The following is an 18,879-nucleotide window of genomic DNA, read 5'->3' on the forward strand; positions in this document are numbered from 1 at the left end:
CGCAGGCACGGGCCCAGTGTAATCGTCAGAGCGACACGATGGGGGTGCGGGGGTGTGCGCCGCGCCCACGGACGACGAAGGGGCGCGGGGTGCACGCACCCCACGCCCCTCCTACCGGGTCAGCGGATCAGTGACGCCGGTACGACTGGACGTAGCCGTTCGCGGGCGAGCCCACGCCGGTGACGTCGTCGTAGCCCTTCACCGCGGACAGCGAGCTGTCCTTGCCGAGGCTGCGGACCGAGGTCGCGAGGCCGTCGGCGGCGTCGAAGCCGTTCACGAAGTCGATCCGGGCGACCGCCAGGCCGGAGCCCGTCGGGTTGTCCGTGACGTCGTGGAACACGCCGGTCTTGCCGTACTTCGCGTAGATCGCCGGGTTGGCGAAGCCGAGCGCCTTGCCGCCGCTCGCCTCCTGGGCCAGGGCCTGGACCGCCGCGATCACCGGGGCGGCCAGCGAGGTGCCGCCGATGCGGTACTCGCTGTACTGCTCGGATCCGTCGGGGAAGGTCTGGGTCTGGCCGACCAGGAAGCCGGTGTTCGGGTCGGCGATGGCCGCGATGTCCGGGACGACGCGGTTGCCGGCGGCGTTGTTGGCCGTGGCGAGCGCCTTCGGGACGACGTTCTTCTGGTAGTACGGCTGCGGCACGGTCTTGCTGGTGCCGCCGCCCGCGCCCGAGGTGTAGGCGCCCGGGAAGCCCGTCCAGCTCTTGCCGTCGGCCGACAGGGACGCCTTCTCGGTGCCCCAGCCGGTCTCCCACTGGTACTTGTCGCCCTTGCCGACGGCCAGCGAGGTGCCGCCGACCGCGGTCACCCACGAGGAGTTGGCCGGGGTGTCGACCTGCTTCACGCCGGTGTTGGCGACCTCGTCGCCGTTGTCACCGGAGGAGAAGTAGAAGCCGATGCCCTGTACCGCGCCGAGCTGGAAGACCTGGTCGTAGGCGGCCAGGAGGTCCGGCGTCTGGTTGGCCTCGACGTCGCCCCACGAGTTGGAGACGATGTCGGCCAGGTGACCGTCGACGATCTTGCTGAGCGAGTCCAGCAGGTCGTCGTCGTAGCAGGACGCGGCGCCCACGTACGTGACGTCGGCGGCCGGCGCGACCGCGTGCACGGCCTCGACGTCGAGGGTCTCCTCGCCGTACCAGCCGGCCGCGCCGCACTCCTCGGTCTTCGTGTAGTTCTTCGGCAGCACCTGGTGGAGCTGGCTGGTGTTCCAGGCCGCGTCACCGTTCTTCACCGCGTACTTGCCCGCGTCGAAGGCGATGGTCGGCGAGGCGTACGCGTCCGTGATGGCGATGCGCACGTGCTTGCCGGTGTACGTGCCGGCGCCGTAGGCGGCGCGCAGCTGCTTGCCGGTGTAACCCTTGATCGCGTACGGGACCTTGCCGCCGTACGCGTCCGGCAGCGTGCTCGCGGTCTTCGAGCCGTAGTACGAGGAGAACGGCCCGGAGTTCTTGAACACGGCGTCCGGCGGCGGGAGCTGGTCCTTGTGGTGCGCCTTGTGCGGGGCGTTGTCCAGACCGGTGACGGTCAGGACGGCGCCCTTCAGGCCGGCCGGCGCGGACGCGGTCTTCGCCGGGGCGCGGTAGGTCTTCGAGCCCTTGGCGAAGTTGTGGAACTGGGTGCCGAACGCCTTCTCGGCGGCGGCCACGTCACCGGAGACGGCGACGTAGTGCGAGGTGACCTCGGTGACCGTCAGGCCGGCCGACTTCAGCCAGGTCTTGACGGCGGCCACCTGGGCCTTGGTGGCCCCGAAGCGGGCCTGCGCCTTCTTGGCGCTCAGGAACTTGCCGTACAGCGGCGAGTTCGGGTCCGACACGGCCTTGGCGTAGGCCGAAAGACCGGCCGCGTCCCGTCCCGCCAGATAGACCCGGGCCTTGACCTGGGCGTTGTTCGACGTGGCGCCCTTGTCCGCCTTGGCGGTGGCCCAAGCGGGCCGGGTGCCCTTCAGCGCGTCACGGGCCGGGCCGTCCGCGGCGTGCGCCGTGGGTATGCCCAGCGCCAGCGCGCCGGCGATCATCGGCAGCGTCGCTGCCATGCTCACGCCGGCGCGCACCTTGGCGCGGTTGGATCTCATAGAACCCCCTGCGATGCGGTTCGCATGCACGTAGTGGCTGGTACGTCGTGGAGGAACACACCGGTCCGCGGCGGTTCGGACCGGCGAATGGATCACACGACGATGGCCACTCTTGCGATGAACCGTTCATGTCAGGGGAACGCGAAGGTCAAGAGAAGCTCAAAGAACCTTCATTCAAGGCGATTTGAGGTTTTTAGGATGAGAGCCCGGATGGTGATGCTATGAACGGGGCTGCGCGCCACGCTCCTTGAGCATTCCGGCCATCAGCTCGATCTCCGACTGCTGGGCCTCGACCATGCCCTGGGCCAGCCGCTTCTCCACCCCTACCGTGCACTTGGCGGCACAGCCCTGCGCCATGTGGACGCCGCCCTTGTGATGGTCCGTCATGAGCTGGAGGTAGAGGACCTCCGCCTGCTTGCCGTTGAGCGTGCCGAGCTTCTTCATCTCGGAGTCGGTCGCCATCCCCGGCATCAGCGCCCCGTCCTTGCCGGCGGGCATGTCCCCCATGCCCATCCAGGTCATCGGCGGGTCGGCGGAGACCTTCGGCAGCCCCCACAGGTCCAGCCAGCCCAGCAGCATGCCGCGCTGGTTGGCCTGCGTCTGCGCGATGTCGTAGGCGAGGCGGCGCACCTCCTCGTTCTTCGTGCGGTCCCGCACGATGTACGACATCTCGACGGCCTGCTGGTGGTGGACGGCCATGTCCCGCGCGAACCCGGCGTCGGCGGAGTCGGCCGCCGGCGTCGCCGGGTCTGTCCCGCCGGCGTCCTCGGCCACCGCGTAGGTGATCGCCCCGGCCGCGACGAGCACCGCCGCGGCCGCGCCCGCCGCCCAGCCGACGTGCTGCCGCCTCACTTCATCGCCCCGCCGGTGCAGGAGGCGCCCGGCTCGGGCGTCTGCTTGCCCTGCACGTAGGCGGCGAAGAACTTGTCCACCTCCGGGTCGCTCGCGCTCTTCACGGTCACCTGGTGGCCCCAGGCGGACAGGATGATCGGGGCGGCCTGGTTCTCGTACGGGCTCATCAGCGAGTACGGCGTCTTCTTCACCTTCGCCGCGAGCGCGTCGACGTCCGCCTTGGCGGCCTTGCCGGTGTACGTCACCCAGACCGCGCCGTGCTCCAGCGCGTGCACGGCGTTCTCGTCCTGCACCGGGTCGGTGTAGACGTCGCCGTTGCAGTTGAGCCACACCGGGTTGTGGTTGCCGCCGACCGGCGGGTGCATCGGGTACGACACCTTGCTGGTGACATGGGTCCGCGACAGCTTCCCGGACCAGGTCCGCACCCCGTCCGCGCCGGTGGTGAAGTGCCCCGAGTCGCCGGCGTTCTTGGCGTCGCCGCTCGCGGCCGAGTCCTTCTTGCCGGACTGCGAGTTCACCAGCACCACACCGCCGACGGCGAGGCCGGCGACGACCACCACGCTGGCGGCGACGGTGAGCACCCGGTTGCGGCGCGCGCGGACGCGCTCGGCGCGCCGCATCTCCTCGACGCGTGCCTTGCGCGCGGCGGCGCTGCTGTTCTTCGCGGAACCCATGAGACGTGTCCTTCTGGGGAAAGAGGCGTGGACGTTGCGGCTCGCCGATCGTAGTGCGCCCGGGCGGCCGTTCCCCAGCGAGGGCACGGGACCGGGTAATTTGAACGTGCGATGCGCATTACCTACCCTCGTGGTATGCGGCTGCTGCGCTCCACCGACCTGGCCCTGCGGGTCCTCATGCGACTCACCGTCCCCGACCCGACCAGTCCCACGACCCGGCAGGTCGCGGGGGACATGGACGTCCCCTACACGCACGCCGCCAAGGTCGTCGCCGAACTCCAGCACATGGGGCTGGTCGACGCCCGCCGCGGCCGGGGCGGCGGCCTGAGCCTGACCGAGAAGGGGCGCACGGCGTCGGTGGGCGCCGTGGTACGCGCCTTCGAGGGCGACGCGGACGTCGTCGACTGCGAGGGCGCCGGCCAGGGCGTCACACCCTGCCCGCTGAACTCGGGCTGCCGGCTGCGGGGCGCCCTGCGCCAGGCCCAGGAGGCGTTCTACGCGGCGCTGGACCCGGTGACGGTGCAGGACATCGTCGTGGACCCGACGGCTCCGCTGCTGCTGGAGATCGGCCGGGCGCCGCAGCGCCGGTGATCGAGCGGTCCCCGACTTCGGCAGGGGGCGGGGGACGCACCCGGTGACGCCGAAGGGCGCCTCGGGGGACCGGTGAGGTCCCGCGAGGCGCCCTTCGCGCACGTCCGGGTCAGGCCGCCTTGGCGAGCCAGAGGTCCGGGCCGAACACCTCGTAGTGGATGTCGGCGGGGGCCACGCCCTTCTCGATGAGCTGGGCGCGCACCGCGCGCATGAAGGGCAGCGGACCGCAGAGGTAGGCGTGCGTGCCCGCCGGGACGTCGACGTCCGTCAGGTCGGCCAGGCCGGGCCGCCCGGCGCCCTCGGCGTCCTCCTCGTAGAAGAAGAAGGGCCTCGCGTCCGGCAGCTTCGACGTGTACGCCTCGTGGTCGGAGCGCAGGGCGTGCGCGGCGGGGGAGCGGTCGGCGTGCACCACGGTCACCGGGGCACGGTGACCGGTGAGGGCGAGCTGCTCCAGCATGGCGATCATCGGGGTGACGCCGATGCCGGCCGAGGCGAGCAGCAGCGGCGCCTCGGTGTCCTCCAGGACCAGGTCGCCGTAGGGCGCGGAGAGCTGCAGCACGTCACCTTCGCGCACGTGGGCGTGCAGGTGGTCGGAGACCTCGCCGTCGGGCGCGGCGCCGGCGCCGGCCACCCGCTTCACGGCGAACCGCCGCTCCGGCGAGCCGGGGGCCGCGGTCAGGCTGTACTGGCGGATCTGCCGGGCGCCGTCCGCGAGGGTGACGCCGACCGAGACGTACTGGCCGGCGCGGTAGCCGGGCACCGGGCCGTCGTCCACCGGGCGGAGCGTGAAGCTCGCGACGTCGGCGGTCTCGTCGGTCCGCTCGACCACCCGCCACTCGCGCCAGCCCCGCTGCTCGCTCTGCGCGTACAGCCGCTTCTCGATGGCGACGAGGGCGTTCGCCATCAGCCAGTAGACGTCGGTCCAGGCGGCGGCGACCTCGGGGGTGACCGCGTCGCCCAGGATCTCGGCGATGGCGGCGAACAGGTGCTCGTGGACGACCGGGTACTGCTCGGGCACGATGCCCAGCGAGGCGTGCTTGTGGGCGATGCGCTCGAGCATCGCGTCGGGCCGCTGCTCGGGGTTGTTCACCAGGTGCGTGGCGAAGGCGGCGATGGAGCCGGCCAGGGCCTGCTTCTGGACGCCGGCGGCCTGGTTGCCGCGGTTGAACAGATCCCGCAGCAGGTCCGGGTGGGCCTCGAACAGCCGGGCGTAGAAGCGCTCGGTGATCTCGCCGATGGCCGCGCCGACGGCGGGCAGGGTGGCGCGGACGGTGGCTGCTGACTGCTCGGACAGCATCAGGACTCCTCGATGGGCTCGATCGCTTCGACTCGCTCGATCGCTCGGCTGATCAGAACGGTAGAGAAATTTGCATCTGAGATGCAAATTTAAGAGTGGTGGTGTCGGTCACGCCCGAAGCGGACCGGCCATTACGGATGCCGCCCCGGACAGGCAAGATGGGCGGCAGAGCGGTACACCTGCCGTATGTGAGGCGTTCAGGCCGAGGACGCCCGGGTGATCAAGGTCCGCAACGCACGTGAAACGGTGTTGTGGTGTGATGCTCAGGTGCCCGACCGCCTGCCCCCGCGATGTGGGAAACCGGGCGGCCTGACCAGCAAGGATGGGGAAGCGGAAGATGGACAAGCAGCAGGAGTTCGTGCTCCGGACGTTGGAGGAGCGCGACATCCGGTTCGTACGCCTGTGGTTCACGGACGTGCTGGGCTTCCTCAAGTCCGTGGCCGTTGCACCGGCCGAGCTGGAGCAGGCCTTCGACGAGGGCATCGGCTTCGACGGCTCCGCCATCGAGGGCTTCGCCCGGGTCTACGAGTCCGACATGATCGCCAAGCCGGACCCCTCCACCTTCCAGATCCTGCCCTGGCGCGCCGAGGCCCCCGGCACCGCCCGCATGTTCTGCGACATCCTGATGCCCGACGGCTCCCCGTCCTTCGCCGACCCGCGCTACGTGCTCAAGCGGGCCCTGGCCAAGACCTCCGACCTGGGCTTCACCTTCTACACCCACCCCGAGATCGAGTTCTACCTGCTCAAGGACAAGCCCGTCGACGGCTCCCGCCCGACCCCGGCCGACAACTCGGGCTACTTCGACCACACCCCGCAGAACGTGGGCATGGACTTCCGCCGGCAGGCGATCACCATGCTGGAGTCGATGGGCATCTCGGTGGAGTTCTCCCACCACGAGGGCGCCCCCGGCCAGCAGGAGATCGACCTGCGCTACGCCGACGCGCTGTCCACGGCGGACAACATCATGACGTTCCGCCTGGTCATGAAGCAGGTGGCGCTGGAGCAGGGCGTCCAGGCGACCTTCATGCCGAAGCCGTTCTCGGAGTTCCCCGGCTCCGGCATGCACACCCACCTGTCCCTCTTCGAGGGCGACCGCAACGCGTTCTACGAGTCGGGCGCCGAGTACCAGCTCTCCAAGGTCGGCCGCTCCTTCATCGCGGGCCTGCTCAGGCACGCCGCGGAGATCTCCGCGGTCACCAACCAGTGGGTGAACTCCTACAAGCGGATCTGGGGCGGCTCCGAGCGCACGGCGGGCGCGGGCGGGGAAGCCCCCTCGTACATCTGCTGGGGCCACAACAACCGCTCCGCGCTGGTCCGGGTCCCCATGTACAAGCCCGGCAAGACCGGCTCCGCGCGCGTCGAGGTCCGCTCCCTCGACTCCGGCACCAACCCGTACCTGGCGTACGCCGTCCTCCTGGCGGCGGGCCTGAAGGGCATCGAGGAGGGCTACGAGCTCCCGCCCGGCGCCGAGGACGACGTCTGGGCCCTGTCCAACGCCGAGCGCCGCGCGATGGGCATCGAGCCCCTCCCGCAGAACCTCGGCGAGGCCCTGACCCTCATGGAAAGCAGCGACCTGGTCGCCGAGACCCTCGGCGAGCACGTCTTCGACTTCTTCCTGCGCAACAAGAAGTCGGAGTGGGAGGAGTACCGGTCCGAGGTCACGGCCTTCGAGCTGCGGAAGAACCTGCCGGTGCTGTAGGCGCCGGTCAGCGGTGTCGAGCCTGGACCGTTCCGCGTGGCCGGCCGCCTGTGGCGGCCGGCCACACGGCGTCTCGGCCGGCGATCGGGTTACAGAGGGCTGATCTGCCAGGCGATCACGCCGGTCGATCCTCTGGTGCCGTCGACGTCGACGTGGACCGGCGCTTCCGCGATGATCCGCTGCTGGACCACTGACCTGTCGCACGGCACCGTGGTCTTCGTGCCGGCGTTCGCGGGCACGAAGGTCAGCTCCGCGGCCCCCTTGCCGGCGCACGCGAGGCTGATCCGGTAGGTCCTGCCCTTGGTCAGGGTGGGTTCGCTGTGAATACCGTCTGTCACGCGTTCCGCGCCGGCCTCGACCGGCGTTCCGCCGCGGACGGCGGCAAGGGCCGCCCGGGCCTGCTCGCCGAGGTTCTTCTCCGGCCGAGCCGTCGCCGGTCGGGCCTCGCGGCGGGGAAAAGCGCTGTCCCGGCTCAGGGGCCCGGTGATAGACAGCCGCAGTGGAAAACAATCTGGAGTTCTCCGGTCTGCTGCGGCTGATCGACGAGCGGTCGGGCGCCTTCCGGGATGCCGTCGCCTCCGCGCCCGGTCTAGACGCGCGGGTGGTCACCTGCCCCGACTGGACGCTGTTCGAGCTGGCCGAGCACCTGGGCGGGGGAGACCGCTTCTGGGCCGGTGTCGTGGGCGCGGGGTCCGCCGAGGTCCCGTCGGCCGAGGCGGTCGCCGCGCGCGCCTCCGTGACCGCGCCGCGCGAGCGCGAGGCCCTCGTGGCCTGGCTGGCCGAGTCGACGGGGCTGCTGCTGGACGCGCTGCGCGCGGCGGGCCCCGACCGCGGCTGCTGGACCTGGTGGGGCGCGTCGCAGTCGCCGCGGACCTCCGGTGGCGTCGCCCGGCACCGGGTCCAGGAGAGCGCCGTGCACACCTACGACGCCCAGCTCACCCTGGGCGCCCCGCGGCCGCTGCCGGACGAGGTGGGACTCGACGGCGTCGAGGAGTTCCTGTCCACCTGCTGCGCGACGACCAGCGCCTGGCCGCACAAGCCCACCGCGTTCGACTTCCACGCCACCGAGGGCCGCTCCTGGCGCCTCACGGTCGACGGCGACGGCGCGCGGTTCGCCCGTCTGCCCGCCACCGGCGAGGGCCCGGACGAGACCGGCGTCTCCGTCCGGGGCACGGCCGGGGAACTGGTCCTCTTCCTCTACGACCGGGTCCCCGCGGACTCCGTGCGGATCGACGGGGACGCCGGACTCCTCGCCCTGCTCCGGGCCTGGGAGCCGGAGGACTAGGCAACTCCCCGACGGGAGCTCAGCAGTTGACGGGCGGGTTGCCGGAGGCGACCCGGCAGAAGTCCGCCCCGGGCCCGCCGTCGACCGTCCCGGCGTTCGGGCCGACGAAGAGGGAGTCGCCGCCGTCGCCGCCGAGGACCCTGCCGCCCGCCGCCGTACCGGAGTTGGCCATGACGGTGTCACCGCCGGCGCCACCGTCGACCGTGCCGGCGACGACGCCGCTGACGGTGATGTAGTCGCTCCCGCCGAGGCCGTTGACGGTGTCGCCCGGGGCGAGGGGGCCGCAGCTGATGAAGTCGGAGCCGGCGGTGCCGCTGACGGTCGTGCCGGAGACGGGAACGCCGTTGACCGTGCACGACGTCAAGGCCTGGGCGGGCGTCGCGGTCAGGGCGACGGGAGCGGCCACGAGGGCGGCGGCGCAGAGCGTGCGCATCGCGTGTCTGATCATGTAATGAATGGTTCACGGGGACCGTGTGATCGCAATCCGGAACCGCCGGTCACACCACCGTCCGGGCGGCGGACCGCCCCGGACGGGCCACCGGACGCCGGTGGCCCGTCGCGCGGGTCATCGGCCCCGGGCCCCCGGGGCGGGACGCTGCCGGTGGCGGGAGATGCGCTGGCGCGGCGGCCGGGTCAGGGTGACCTGCCGGACCAGTTGCTGGAAGCAGGTCAGGGCGGCGAGGGCCGGCAGGACGGCCGCGGCCACCCCGGTGAAGGACCGCTCGGCCTCGGCCACGCAGAGCGTCATGGCGACGGAGGAGAACAGCAGCACCACGCACCAGGAGTGCAGGGCGCGCCGCCGGTGCAGCGCGGTCCGCAGGATGGACAGCGAGGCCACCATCCAGGGGCCGTACACGAGCAGCGGCCACCAGTGCAGCGGGCCGCTCCGGGTGCTGGCCGCGATGTGCTGCAGCGGGGCGTAGGCGGCCAGGCCGCCGAAGACGCTCACCATCGCCACGATGACGGCGGCGAGCGCCGCGATCAGGAAGCTGACCGTCTGCAGCCACGTGATGCGCAGTTTCCGCGTCCGCACCTTCCGGTGCCCGGCGGGATGGCGCCGGATGGGCGGCAGTTCGCTGGCGATCCGCGCCAGGTTCTCCAGCGGGTCGCCGGTGCCGTGCTCGGCCCCGTAGGGGGCCTCGGGGCCCGCCCCGTACGGCGGTTCGGCGCCGGCGCCGTACGACGGCTCGGCGCCGTAGGCCGGTTCGGCCCCGTACGTCGATTCGACCCCGTACACCGGTTCGGCCGCGAAGGCCGGTTCGCCCCGGTACGCCGGCTCACCCCCGTAGACGGTCCCGGTGCCGTACGTCGGTTCACCCCCGTACACGGTCCCGGAGCCGTACACCGGCTCGGCGACGCCGTACACCGGCTCCGAGCCGTACGGATACCCGCTGCGCGGCGGCGGCACGGCGGCCGTCTGCTGTGCCGCCTGCGCGCTCGCCGCGTCCTGCAGCAGATAAGTGAGTTCTTCGACCGGGTCCCAGCTCTCCTCCAGGGGTGCCGTCGAATAGAAATCCGCGTATTCGTTGTTCACGGAAGAGATCCGCCCCCGTCAGCCGGCCGCGTGGCAGCCGCAGCGTCCCTGGTCGTTCCGGCGCCGGCCGAGGTCCCCCTGGGCCGCTTCGAGCACCCTCAAGCGCCTTGCGTTCGTCATATTCCGCTAACGCCACCGGCCTCCTCCGGATGCGCGGCATTCGAGTGAGTCTGATCCGGACGGAGCAGTGGGACGTCATTTCTGATGAAGAGTCGAATACTCCGTTAAAAAGGCGTTCAACGGGGAAAAGCGGCGGACAGGCCCGCCGTCAGCAGGCGCCGGGCGGTGCCGGTCCCGTCCGCCGGGACCGCGTACAGGTCGGCCCCGTAGTCGCCCGGCAGCGCGTACACCACCGTGCGGCCGTCCCGCCACAGCGCCTGGTCGTCCACACTCCGGGTCTCCGCCAGCGGCGTCTCGCGCATCGTGCGCAGGTCGAGGACGTACAGGCGCCAGGGGGCGTCCCGGGGCAGGCCCTCGACCCGCTTCTTGTAGGCGACGCGGGTGCCGTCGGGGGAGAGGGACGGGCACTCGACGTTGCGGTGCAGGGTGGTGACCGTGCGGGTGCGCAGATCGCCGCGCACCAGGTAGGTGCTGCCGCCGGTCGCCAGCGTCGCGTAGAACGTGCGGTCGTCGGCGGCGAACGTCACGCCCCAGAAGTTGACGTCGGCCGCCCGGTAGGCACGCCCGTCCTTGACGATCCGGAACGACTCCAGGGACGGGATCAGCCTGCCGGTACGGGTGTCGGCGATGGCCGCGCGGGTGGAGAAGTCGGTGCCCGCGTACGAGTCCCCGCCCACGAACGCCGTCCAGGCGGCGAAGTGCCCGGTGGGGGAGACCCGGGCCCGGGAGGGGATGCCGGGGACGTCGTAGTGCGCCCGTTCCCTGAGGTGCGCGTCCAGGACGAGCGCGCGGTAGGTGTCCGAGACCGGGCCGTGCACGGCCTGCAGGCACACCCCGATGCCGGCGGCGGCGTGGAAGCGCAGGCACTTGACGCCCGAGGCGGTGCGCGGCCCGGACGGGTCGGCGGCCGGGACCGCGACCAGTTCGTCGCGGTGCGGGCCCCACGCCATGTTGCGGAAGACCATCCGGCCGGGCCCGGTCAGTGTCACAGGACCCGGCGCGACCGCGGGGTCGCCGGCCTGGGGGCGGTCGCGGCGGTCGGCGCGCGCCGAGGCGTGCAGCACGGTCGTCAGCGCGACCGCCGCCAGCACCGCGACGGCCGTGAGCAGGATCAGGATGCGGGTGCGTGCGGTCATGCCGTCGTGGTGCCTTCCGGTGGGCCCGGGACGCGGGGCGCGCGCCCGGGACGCGGGGTCGGGGGGAACGCCGCGCACCCGGCCGCCCGCCGCGGCGGACGGCCGCGCACCCGGCCGGGGCGCCCGTCCGCCGCGGCCGGTACCGGGCGGCCGCTCCGCACCGGCCGGGGCGCGGCGGCGTCCGCGGACGCCGCCGCGGCCGTCCGCTACGGGCACGTCACGACGCCCAGACGCCGGTGATGTCCTTGGCGGAGGCCGCGTTGCCCGCGTGCGTGCTCAGGCCCTGGGTGTCCTCCAGGGTGCGCAGCAGGTCGTAGTGGTTGTAGGTGGTGGAGGACGAGGCGCCCGGGGTGACCGGCTGCCCGTACAGGACGGTCGGGATGCGGTTGCCGCTGAGCCGGTTGTCCTCGTCGAAGGTGACGACGAGCAGGCTGTTGTGGGTCCTGGCCCATGTCGCGTACGCGCCCAGGTTGTTCTTGAGCCAGGTGTCACCCGTCGACACGGAGCAGTCGTGCATGTCGCTGCACAGGTTGGGGACGACGAAGGAGAGCTGGGGCAGGGTCGAGTAGTCCGCCGGGAACTGCGCGAAGGTCCTGGCCGTCGACGTCGGCACGTTGCTGAAGCCGAACCACGGGTTGTGCTTGCGCGCGTAGCTGCCGCTGCTGCACGTGGTCGAACCCTGGCTGGGCAGCGTCTCGTTGTAGCTCGCCCAGCTGCGGCCGGCGGCGATCATCTCCGAGGCCAGGTTCGGCGCGGACGTGAAGCCGGGGGTGTAGCAGCTGTCGTCCGTGACGCCCTGCGTCGAACCGGAGAACAGGGCGAAGTAGTTGGGCTGGCTCGGGTGCGTCTCGGCGTACGCCTGGCTCAGGTTGGCGCCGCCGGACTTCAGCGAGTTGATGTACGGGGCGCTGGAGGAGCCGATGACCTGGCTGTAGGCGTGGTTCTCGAAGACCACGACGACCACGTGGTCCGGACTCGGCACGGCGCCCGCGGCGTGCGCGGACTCACCGCCGAGCCCGGTCCACAGGCCGATGGCGGCCGCGGCGAGGGCGGTCGCCGAGGCCACGAGCGTACGGACACGGCGGTGCACGGGACTGCCGGACACATCAACCTCCGGGAGGGGTACGGGGCTGGCGGTGCAGACAGAGCATGCACACGCCAATAACCCCGTGGCCCACGGGCCCGGACCCCGCGGATGAAGAGCGGGTGAACTGCTGGGTGCCGGTCCCGCGCGAGCGGGTACCCACGCGCCCATGACGCGTATTCACGTGGGCACTTGCGGCTGGACCGACCGGGCACTGGTGACGAGCGGCTGGTACCCGCGCGGCCACCGGGACACCGAGGGCCGGCTGCGGTACTACGCCGGCCGCTTCCCCGTGGTCGAGGCCGACTCGCCGTACTACGCGCTCCCCAGCCCCGGCACCACCCGGCTGTGGGCGGAGCGCACTCCGGCCGGATTCCGCTTCGACGTCAAGGCGCACTCGCTGCTCACCGGCCACCCCACCCGTCCGGCCGCACTGCCCGCCGACCTACGGGGCCGCGCCCGCGACGACGGCCTGCTGGACGAGGTGTGGGCCCGCTACGCCGAGGCGCTCGAGCCGCTGCGCGCGTCCGGCCGCCTGGGCACCCTGCTCTTCCAGTTCCCGCCCTCCCTCGCCCCGGGCCCGGCCGCCGAGGCCTTCCTCCGCAACTGCCGTGAACGGGCCCGCGACTGGCCCTTCGCCGTCGAGTTCCGTGACCCCGGCTGGTGGCGGGCGGACCGGGAACGCGCCACGACCGCGCTGCTCGCCGACCTCGACGCCACCGCCGTCGCCGTCGACACCGTGCAGGGCCTGCCCACCTCCATGCCCCCCGTCGCGCCGGTGACCACCGCCCGCCTGGCGGTCGTCCGCTTCCACGGCCGCAGCCCGCACTGGGGCACCGGCAGCAAAGAGGACCGCTTCCGGCACGGCTACACCGAACGGGAACTCGCCGGCTGGCTGCCCCGCGTCCGCGCGCTCGCGGCCCGCACCGAAGAGGTGCACCTGCTGTTCAACAACTGCTGCGCGGACGCGGCGGCGAGGGCGGCGGAGACCATGCGGGGCCTGCTGCACGCCACGGTCCCGCACCAGCCGACCCCCACCTGCCACGAGCCGACCTGAGCGAGGGCCCAGCCGTGTGCCGCCGGCCGGGCTCGGCGGGGCGGGGGCGCCGCAGGCACCCGCGTCGTTCGTATCAGGCGGCCCCGGCCCCGGTGCGGTTAGGCTCGGCGCAGGATGAGGTGCACTGATCGCAGGGGAGGCCGGGCATGACGCCGGGGCGCAGGAGCAGTACCTTCACGCGGCTGCTTCGGCACGGCTTCACCGACCCGTCCGCCGCCGAGCGCCTCCTGGACGGCGTCGAGCTGGCGCCGGTGCGCGACGACCCGGTGCTGCTGGAGGCCCTCGGCGCCACCGCCGACCCCGACCTCGCACTGGAAGGACTGGCCCGGCTCCTGGAGGCGCAGCCCGCCCCGACCGCCCGCCGCGAGCTGCTGGACACCCTGACCGCGGCCAAGCCGCTGCGCGACCGCCTGCTCGGCGTCCTCGGCGCCTCCGCCGCCCTCGCCGACCACCTCGCCCGGCACGCCGGCGACTGGCAGGCACTGGTCACCTACGAGCCCCGGGACCTGCACCCCGGCGTGGAGGAGTTCGAGCGGGGCCTCGCGGAGGCCACCGACCCCGTCTCCCTGCGCGTGGCCTACCGCCGCTGCCTGCTGTCCATCGCCGCCCGGGACGTCTGCGGCACCATCGACGTCGCCGACACCGCCGCCGAGCTGGCCGACCTCGCCACCGCCACCCTGCGCGCCGCCCTGGCGCAGGCCCGGCAGGCCGCCCCGGAGGACGCCGCCGCCTGCCGTCTCGCGGTGATCGCGATGGGCAAGTGCGGCGGCCACGAGCTGAACTACGTGTCCGACGTCGACGTGATCTTCGTGGCCGAGGCGGCCGACGGCACGGACGAGGACAAGGCGCTCAGATCCGCCACCAAGCTCGCCTCGCACATGATGCGGATCTGCTCGGAGACCACCGTCGAGGGCTCCATCTGGCCCGTCGACGCCAATCTGCGCCCCGAGGGCCGCAACGGCCCCCTGGTGCGCACCCTCAGCAGCCACCTCGCCTACTACCAGCGCTGGGCCAAGACCTGGGAGTTCCAGGCCCTGCTCAAGGCCCGCCCGGTGGCCGGCGACGCCGAGCTGGGGAAGGCCTACGCCGACGCCCTCGGCCCCCTGGTCTGGCAGGCCGCCGAACGGGAGAACTTCGTCGCCGACGTGCAGCGGATGCGCCGCCGGGTCATCGCGAACATCCCCGCCGCCGAACTCGACCGCCAGCTCAAGCTCGGCCCGGGCGGCCTGCGGGACGTCGAGTTCGCCGTACAGCTCCTGCAGCTCGTGCACGGCCGCACCGACGCCACCCTGCGCAGCGGCACCACCCTGGACGCGCTGCGGGCCCTCGCGGCCGGCGGCTACGTGGGCCGCGAGGACGCCGCCCGGCTCGACGAGGCCTACCGCTTCCTGCGTTCCATGGAGCACCGCATCCAGCTCTACCGGCTGCGCCGCACCCACCTCGTCCCCGAGGCGGAGGACGACCTGCGCCGCCTCGGCCGCTCACTGGGCCTGCGCACCGACCCGGTGACCAGCCTGCAGCGCGAGTGGAAGCGGCACGCCGGCGTCGTACGGCGGCTGCACGAGAAGCTCTTCTACCGGCCGCTGCTCGACGCGGTGGCCCAGCTCGCACCCGGCGAGACCCGGCTCAGCGCCGAGGCGGCCCGCGAGCGCCTGGTGGCCCTCGGCTACGCCGACCCGGCCGCCGCCCTGCGCCACCTGGAGGCCCTCGCCTCCGGGGTGACCCGCAAGGCCGCCATCCAGCGCACCCTGCTGCCCGTCCTGCTCGGCTGGTTCGCCGACTCCGCCGACCCGGACGCCGGTCTGCTCAACTTCCGCAAGGTCTCCGACGCCCTCGGCAAGACCCCCTGGTACCTGCGGCTCCTGCGGGACGAGGGCGCGGCCGCCGAGAACCTGGCCCGCGTCCTGTCCGCCGGCCGTCTCGCCCCCGACCTGCTGATGCGCGCCCCCGAGGCGGTCGCGCTGCTCGGCGACGGCGACCGCGGCGCCGGCCTGGAGCCGCGCGAGCGCGGGCAGCTCGAACAGGAGGTGCTGGCCGCCGTCCGCCGCGCGGAGAACGCCGCCCAGGGCGTCACCGCGGCCCGCGGCGTCCGCCGCCGCGAGCTGTTCCGCACGGCCGCCGCGGACATCGTCGGCTCCTACGGCACCGAGACCAGCGACGCCGAGGCCGACCAGGGCGCCCTGGTGGACCGGGTCGGCGCCGCGGTCTCCGACCTGACCGCCGCCACCCTGGCCGGCACCCTGCGCGCGGTGGTCCGCGAGGGCTGGGGCGACACCCTGCCGACCCGGTTCGCGATCATCGCCATGGGCCGCTTCGGCGGGAACGAACTGGGCTACGGCTCCGACGCCGACGTGCTGTTCGTGCACGAACCGCAGGACGGCGTCGCCGAGCAGGAGGCCGCGGCGGCCGCCAACAAGGTCGTCGCCGAGATGCGCCGGCTGCTGCAGCTCCCCAGCGCCGACCCGCCGCTGCTCATCGACGCCGGTCTGCGCCCCGAGGGCAAGTCGGGACCGCTGGTGCGCACCCTGAAGTCGTACGCGGCCTACTACCGCCGCTGGTCCCTGGTCTGGGAGTCGCAGGCGCTGCTGCGGGCCGAGCCGGTCGCCGGGGACGCCGACCTCGGCCGCCGCTTCATCGAGCTGATCGACCCGCTGCGCCACCCCGAGGCGGGGCTCGGCGAGGACGCGGTCCGGGAGATCCGCCGGCTCAAGGCCCGCATGGAGTCCGAGCGGCTGCCGCGCGGCGCCGACCCCAAGCTGCACACCAAGCTCGGCCCCGGCGGCCTGTCCGACGTCGAGTGGACCGTGCAGCTGCTCCAGCTCCGGCACGGCGCGCAGGTCCCCGGCCTGCGCACCACCCGCACCCGTGCGGCCCTGGCCGCCGCCCGGGAGGCCGGGCTGCTCTCCGCCGAGGACACCGCCGTGCTGGACGAGGCGTGGGTGCTGGCCACCCGGGTGCGCAACGCGGTCATGCTGGTCCGCGGCCGGGCCGGCGACACGTTCCCCACCGAGCCGCGCGAACTCGCCGCCGTCGGCCGCTACCTCGGTTACGGCTCCGGGCATGTCGGGGACATGCTGGACGCGTACCGCCGCACCACGCGCAGGGCGCGCACGGTCGTGGAGCAGCAGTTCTACGCGGACGGCGCCTGAGCCCGCGCGGCGGCCCGGGACGGCGCCGGCCTGCGCGGCAGCCCGTACGGCAGGCTGCCGTACCAGAGGCGGGCCACCGTGAAGCCGAAGGCCAGGCAGACGGCCCCGCCCACCGCGTCCAGCCAGAAGTGGTTGGCGGTGGCGACGATCACCAGCAGGGTCACCGCCGGGTACACCAGTCCCAGCACCCGCACCCACGGCACCGACGCCAGCGCGAAGACCGTCAGACCGCACCACAGCGACCAGCCGATGTGCATCGACGGCATCGCCGCGTACTGGTTCGACATGTGCTTCAGGTCGCCCGAGGCCATCGAACCCCAGGTGTGGTGCACCATCACCGTGTCGACGAAGCGCCCGCCGTGCATCAGTCGGGGCGGGGCCAGCGGGAACAGGTAGTAGCCGGCCAGCGCGGCGCCCGTCGTCGCGAACAGCGCCAGCCGGGTCGCCGCGTAGCGCCCGGGATGCCGGCGGTAGAGCCACACCAGCACACCGATGGTGATGACGAAGTGCAGCGTGGCGTAGTAGTAGTTCATCCCGACGATCAGCCAAGTCACCGCGTTGGCGGCATGGTTGACGGACTGCTCGACGGCGATGCCGGCCTGGTGCTCGGCCCGCCAGACCCAGTCGGCGTTGCGCAGCGCCTTCGCCCGCTGCTCCGGGACCGCGTTGCGGATCAGGGAGTACGTCCAGTAACTCACCGCGATCAGCAGGATCTCGAACCACAGCCGGGGCCGGCGCGGACTGCGCAGGCCGCGCCGACGACCCTGTCTGTCCTCGCCCGTGACGGCCCGCGGAACGGCCACCTCCTCGCGACCTTCCGGCTCTGTCACGGTCGAGTCACTCATAGCCACGCAGTCTGCCAGAAAAGACTTCTCCGACAGATCATCCCAAGCCCGGTTCCCGGCCGCACGTCCTGCGGCCCGCGCGGGGCTCAGCCGCGGGCGCGGTCCCCCGGGGCGGAGGCGGTCGAACCGCGCACCACCAGCTCGGGCATGAACACGAACTCGCTGTGCGGCGCAGGCGTCCCGCCGATGTCCTCCAGCAGCGTGCGCACCGCCGCCTGGCCCATCGCCGGGACCGGCTTGCGGACCGTGGTCAGCGGCGGGTCGGTGAACGCGATCAGCGGGGAGTCGTCGAAGCCCACCACCGAGACGTCCCGGGGCACCTCCAGGCCGAGCTGCCGGGCGGCCCGTATCGCGCCGAGCGCCATCATGTCGCTCGCGCAGACCACCGCCGTGCAGTTCCGCCCGATCAGCGCGGTCGCGGCCGCCTGGCCGCCCTCCAGGGTGTACAGCGAGTGCTGGATGAGCTCGGTCTCCACCGTCTGCGCGGGGAGCCCGAGCTGTTCCTGCACCGCGCGCACGAAGCCCTCGATCTTGCGCTGCACCGGCACGAACCGCTTCGGGCCGAGCGCCAGCCCGATCCGGGTGTGGCCCAGCGACGCCAGGTGCGTCACGGCCAGCGACATCGCGGCCCGGTCGTCCGGCGAGATGAACGGCGCCTGCACCTTCGGCGAGAACCCGTCCACCAGCACGAACGGGACGCCCTGCGCGCGCAGCCGCTCGTAGCGCTGCATGTCGGCGGTGGTGTCGGCGTGCAGCCCCGAGACGTAGATGATCCCGGCCACCCCGCGGTCCACCAGCATCTCGGTCAGCTCGTCCTCCGTCGACCCGCCCGGGGTCTGGGTGGCGAGCACCGGGGTGTAGCCCTGCCGGGTCAGCGCCTGGCCGATGACCTGGGCCAGGGCCGGGAATATCGGGTTCTCCAGCTCGGGGGTGATCAGCCCCACGAGCCCCTCGCTGCGCTGCCGCAGCCGCACCGGACGCTCGTAGCCGAGCACGTCCAGCGCGGCCAGCACGGACTGGCGGGTGGTGGCCGCGACGCCCGGCTTGCCGTTGAGAACGCGGCTGACGGTCGCTTCGCTCACCCCCGCCTGCGCAGCGATGTCCGCAAGCCTTGTGGTCACGGCACCGGACTGTACCGGCCGGACTCCTCCTTGCACACCGACGGGACGCCGTGCGCGGGCGGCTGATCGGCCTGCGGTGGATTGCTGCCTCATCGCGCTCCTCGTCCTTCACGGTCCCTTGTGAGGTCCTTGTCGAGCCGGTGTCCGCTCGCAAGGGGATGATTCCGGCGACGGAGACGGATGGCAAGGCCTTGCAGAGTCTTGCACAAGTGTCCGTCAACCCGCGTACCGGCGACGGATAAGGGTTTCGGTGGGATCTAGCGCAGGTCACGGCGAGGTAACCCTCGTGTTCTCTTGCACTTTTTTGCTGCAAGGTCTTTCGCGGGGCTTACATCGCTGTTACGTTCCTGGTCGCCCGGCCGCG

General features: G+C 72.6%; 16 protein-coding genes. 5 read left to right on the forward strand and 11 right to left on the reverse strand.

Annotated elements, in window-relative coordinates; all coding sequences use genetic code 11:
• Positions 1-127: 127 nt before the first annotated feature.
• The 3 genes from ACZ7JA_RS07825 to ACZ7JA_RS07835 form a co-directional block, all read right to left on the reverse strand.
• Positions 128-2,071: a S53 family peptidase gene (locus tag ACZ7JA_RS07825; RefSeq protein WP_351660109.1), complete on the reverse strand. Its 1,944-nt coding sequence runs from the start codon at positions 2,069-2,071 to the stop codon at positions 128-130.
• Between the two features lie 219 nt (positions 2,072-2,290).
• Complete coding sequence (locus ACZ7JA_RS07830) at positions 2,291-2,923, reverse strand: DUF305 domain-containing protein (protein WP_351660112.1); 633 nt, start codon at positions 2,921-2,923, stop codon at positions 2,291-2,293.
• The gene (locus ACZ7JA_RS07835) at positions 2,920-3,597 is read right to left on the reverse strand and encodes a DUF3105 domain-containing protein (protein ID WP_351660115.1); all 678 of its coding nucleotides are present in this window, start codon (positions 3,595-3,597) and stop codon (positions 2,920-2,922) included. The genes ACZ7JA_RS07830 and ACZ7JA_RS07835 overlap by 4 nt, the downstream gene beginning before the upstream one ends.
• Positions 3,598-3,732: 135 nt before the next feature.
• On the opposite strand from ACZ7JA_RS07835, the gene ACZ7JA_RS07840 reads away from it, so the two are divergent.
• Entirely contained in the window at positions 3,733-4,188 is a 456-nt protein-coding gene (locus ACZ7JA_RS07840; RefSeq protein ID WP_351660118.1) for an RrF2 family transcriptional regulator, read from the forward strand.
• Between the two features lie 109 nt (positions 4,189-4,297).
• Here ACZ7JA_RS07840 and ACZ7JA_RS07845 read toward each other — a convergent pair whose 3' ends face one another.
• Positions 4,298-5,485, reverse strand: a complete 1,188-nt coding sequence (locus ACZ7JA_RS07845) for a globin domain-containing protein (protein WP_470807647.1) — start codon at positions 5,483-5,485, stop codon at positions 4,298-4,300.
• Between the two features lie 337 nt (positions 5,486-5,822).
• Between ACZ7JA_RS07845 and glnA the strand changes: the two genes are divergently transcribed.
• The gene (gene glnA / locus ACZ7JA_RS07850) at positions 5,823-7,184 is read left to right on the forward strand and encodes a type I glutamate--ammonia ligase (protein WP_199210301.1); all 1,362 of its coding nucleotides are present in this window, start codon (positions 5,823-5,825) and stop codon (positions 7,182-7,184) included.
• Positions 7,185-7,273: 89 nt separating this feature from the next.
• Here the strand turns inward: glnA and ACZ7JA_RS07855 are convergent, their stop codons facing one another.
• On the reverse strand, positions 7,274-7,522 hold the full coding sequence (locus ACZ7JA_RS07855; protein ID WP_470807649.1) for a hypothetical protein: 249 nt from the start codon (positions 7,520-7,522) through the stop codon (positions 7,274-7,276).
• Positions 7,523-7,683: 161 nt separating this feature from the next.
• On the opposite strand from ACZ7JA_RS07855, the gene ACZ7JA_RS07860 reads away from it, so the two are divergent.
• On the forward strand, positions 7,684-8,469 hold the full coding sequence (locus ACZ7JA_RS07860; RefSeq protein ID WP_389446988.1) for a maleylpyruvate isomerase family mycothiol-dependent enzyme: 786 nt from the start codon (positions 7,684-7,686) through the stop codon (positions 8,467-8,469).
• Positions 8,470-8,488: 19 nt separating this feature from the next.
• Here the strand turns inward: ACZ7JA_RS07860 and ACZ7JA_RS07865 are convergent, their stop codons facing one another.
• The 4 genes from ACZ7JA_RS07865 to ACZ7JA_RS07880 form a co-directional block, all read right to left on the reverse strand.
• Positions 8,489-8,917 carry a hypothetical protein gene (locus tag ACZ7JA_RS07865; RefSeq protein ID WP_351660131.1) on the reverse strand — a complete coding sequence of 143 codons (429 nt, stop codon included), beginning with the start codon at positions 8,915-8,917 and terminating at the stop codon, positions 8,489-8,491.
• A 117-nt stretch (positions 8,918-9,034) separates the two neighbouring features.
• Complete coding sequence (locus ACZ7JA_RS07870; RefSeq protein ID WP_404024890.1) at positions 9,035-10,003, reverse strand: DUF2637 domain-containing protein; 969 nt, start codon at positions 10,001-10,003, stop codon at positions 9,035-9,037.
• A gap of 236 nt (positions 10,004-10,239) precedes the next feature.
• Positions 10,240-11,259: a TolB family protein gene (locus ACZ7JA_RS07875; RefSeq protein WP_470807651.1), complete on the reverse strand. Its 1,020-nt coding sequence runs from the start codon at positions 11,257-11,259 to the stop codon at positions 10,240-10,242.
• Between the two features lie 217 nt (positions 11,260-11,476).
• Positions 11,477-12,364 (reverse strand): alkaline phosphatase family protein, encoded by an 888-nt coding sequence (locus tag ACZ7JA_RS07880; RefSeq protein WP_351670573.1) that lies wholly within the window; start codon positions 12,362-12,364, stop codon positions 11,477-11,479.
• Positions 12,365-12,512: 148 nt separating this feature from the next.
• Between ACZ7JA_RS07880 and ACZ7JA_RS07885 the strand changes: the two genes are divergently transcribed.
• Both ACZ7JA_RS07885 and ACZ7JA_RS07890 read left to right on the forward strand, forming a co-directional pair.
• Positions 12,513-13,400, forward strand: coding sequence for a DUF72 domain-containing protein (locus tag ACZ7JA_RS07885; RefSeq protein WP_404024887.1), 888 nt, complete (start codon positions 12,513-12,515; stop codon positions 13,398-13,400).
• A 146-nt stretch (positions 13,401-13,546) separates the two neighbouring features.
• On the forward strand, positions 13,547-16,549 hold the full coding sequence (locus tag ACZ7JA_RS07890; protein WP_351670579.1) for a bifunctional [glutamine synthetase] adenylyltransferase/[glutamine synthetase]-adenylyl-L-tyrosine phosphorylase: 3,003 nt from the start codon (positions 13,547-13,549) through the stop codon (positions 16,547-16,549).
• Here ACZ7JA_RS07890 and ACZ7JA_RS07895 read toward each other — a convergent pair.
• A complete protein-coding gene (locus tag ACZ7JA_RS07895) occupies positions 16,531-17,394 on the reverse strand; it encodes a phosphatase PAP2 family protein (protein WP_351670582.1) in 864 nt (287 codons plus the stop codon). The two genes, ACZ7JA_RS07890 and ACZ7JA_RS07895, sit on opposite strands and share 19 nt — an antisense overlap.
• Before the next feature lie 86 nt (positions 17,395-17,480).
• Positions 17,481-18,515, reverse strand: a complete 1,035-nt coding sequence (locus ACZ7JA_RS07900; protein ID WP_351670584.1) for a LacI family DNA-binding transcriptional regulator — start codon at positions 18,513-18,515, stop codon at positions 17,481-17,483.
• Between the last annotated feature and the right edge of the window lie 364 nt (positions 18,516-18,879).

This window comes from Streptomyces sp. NPDC038135, assembly GCF_055601245.1.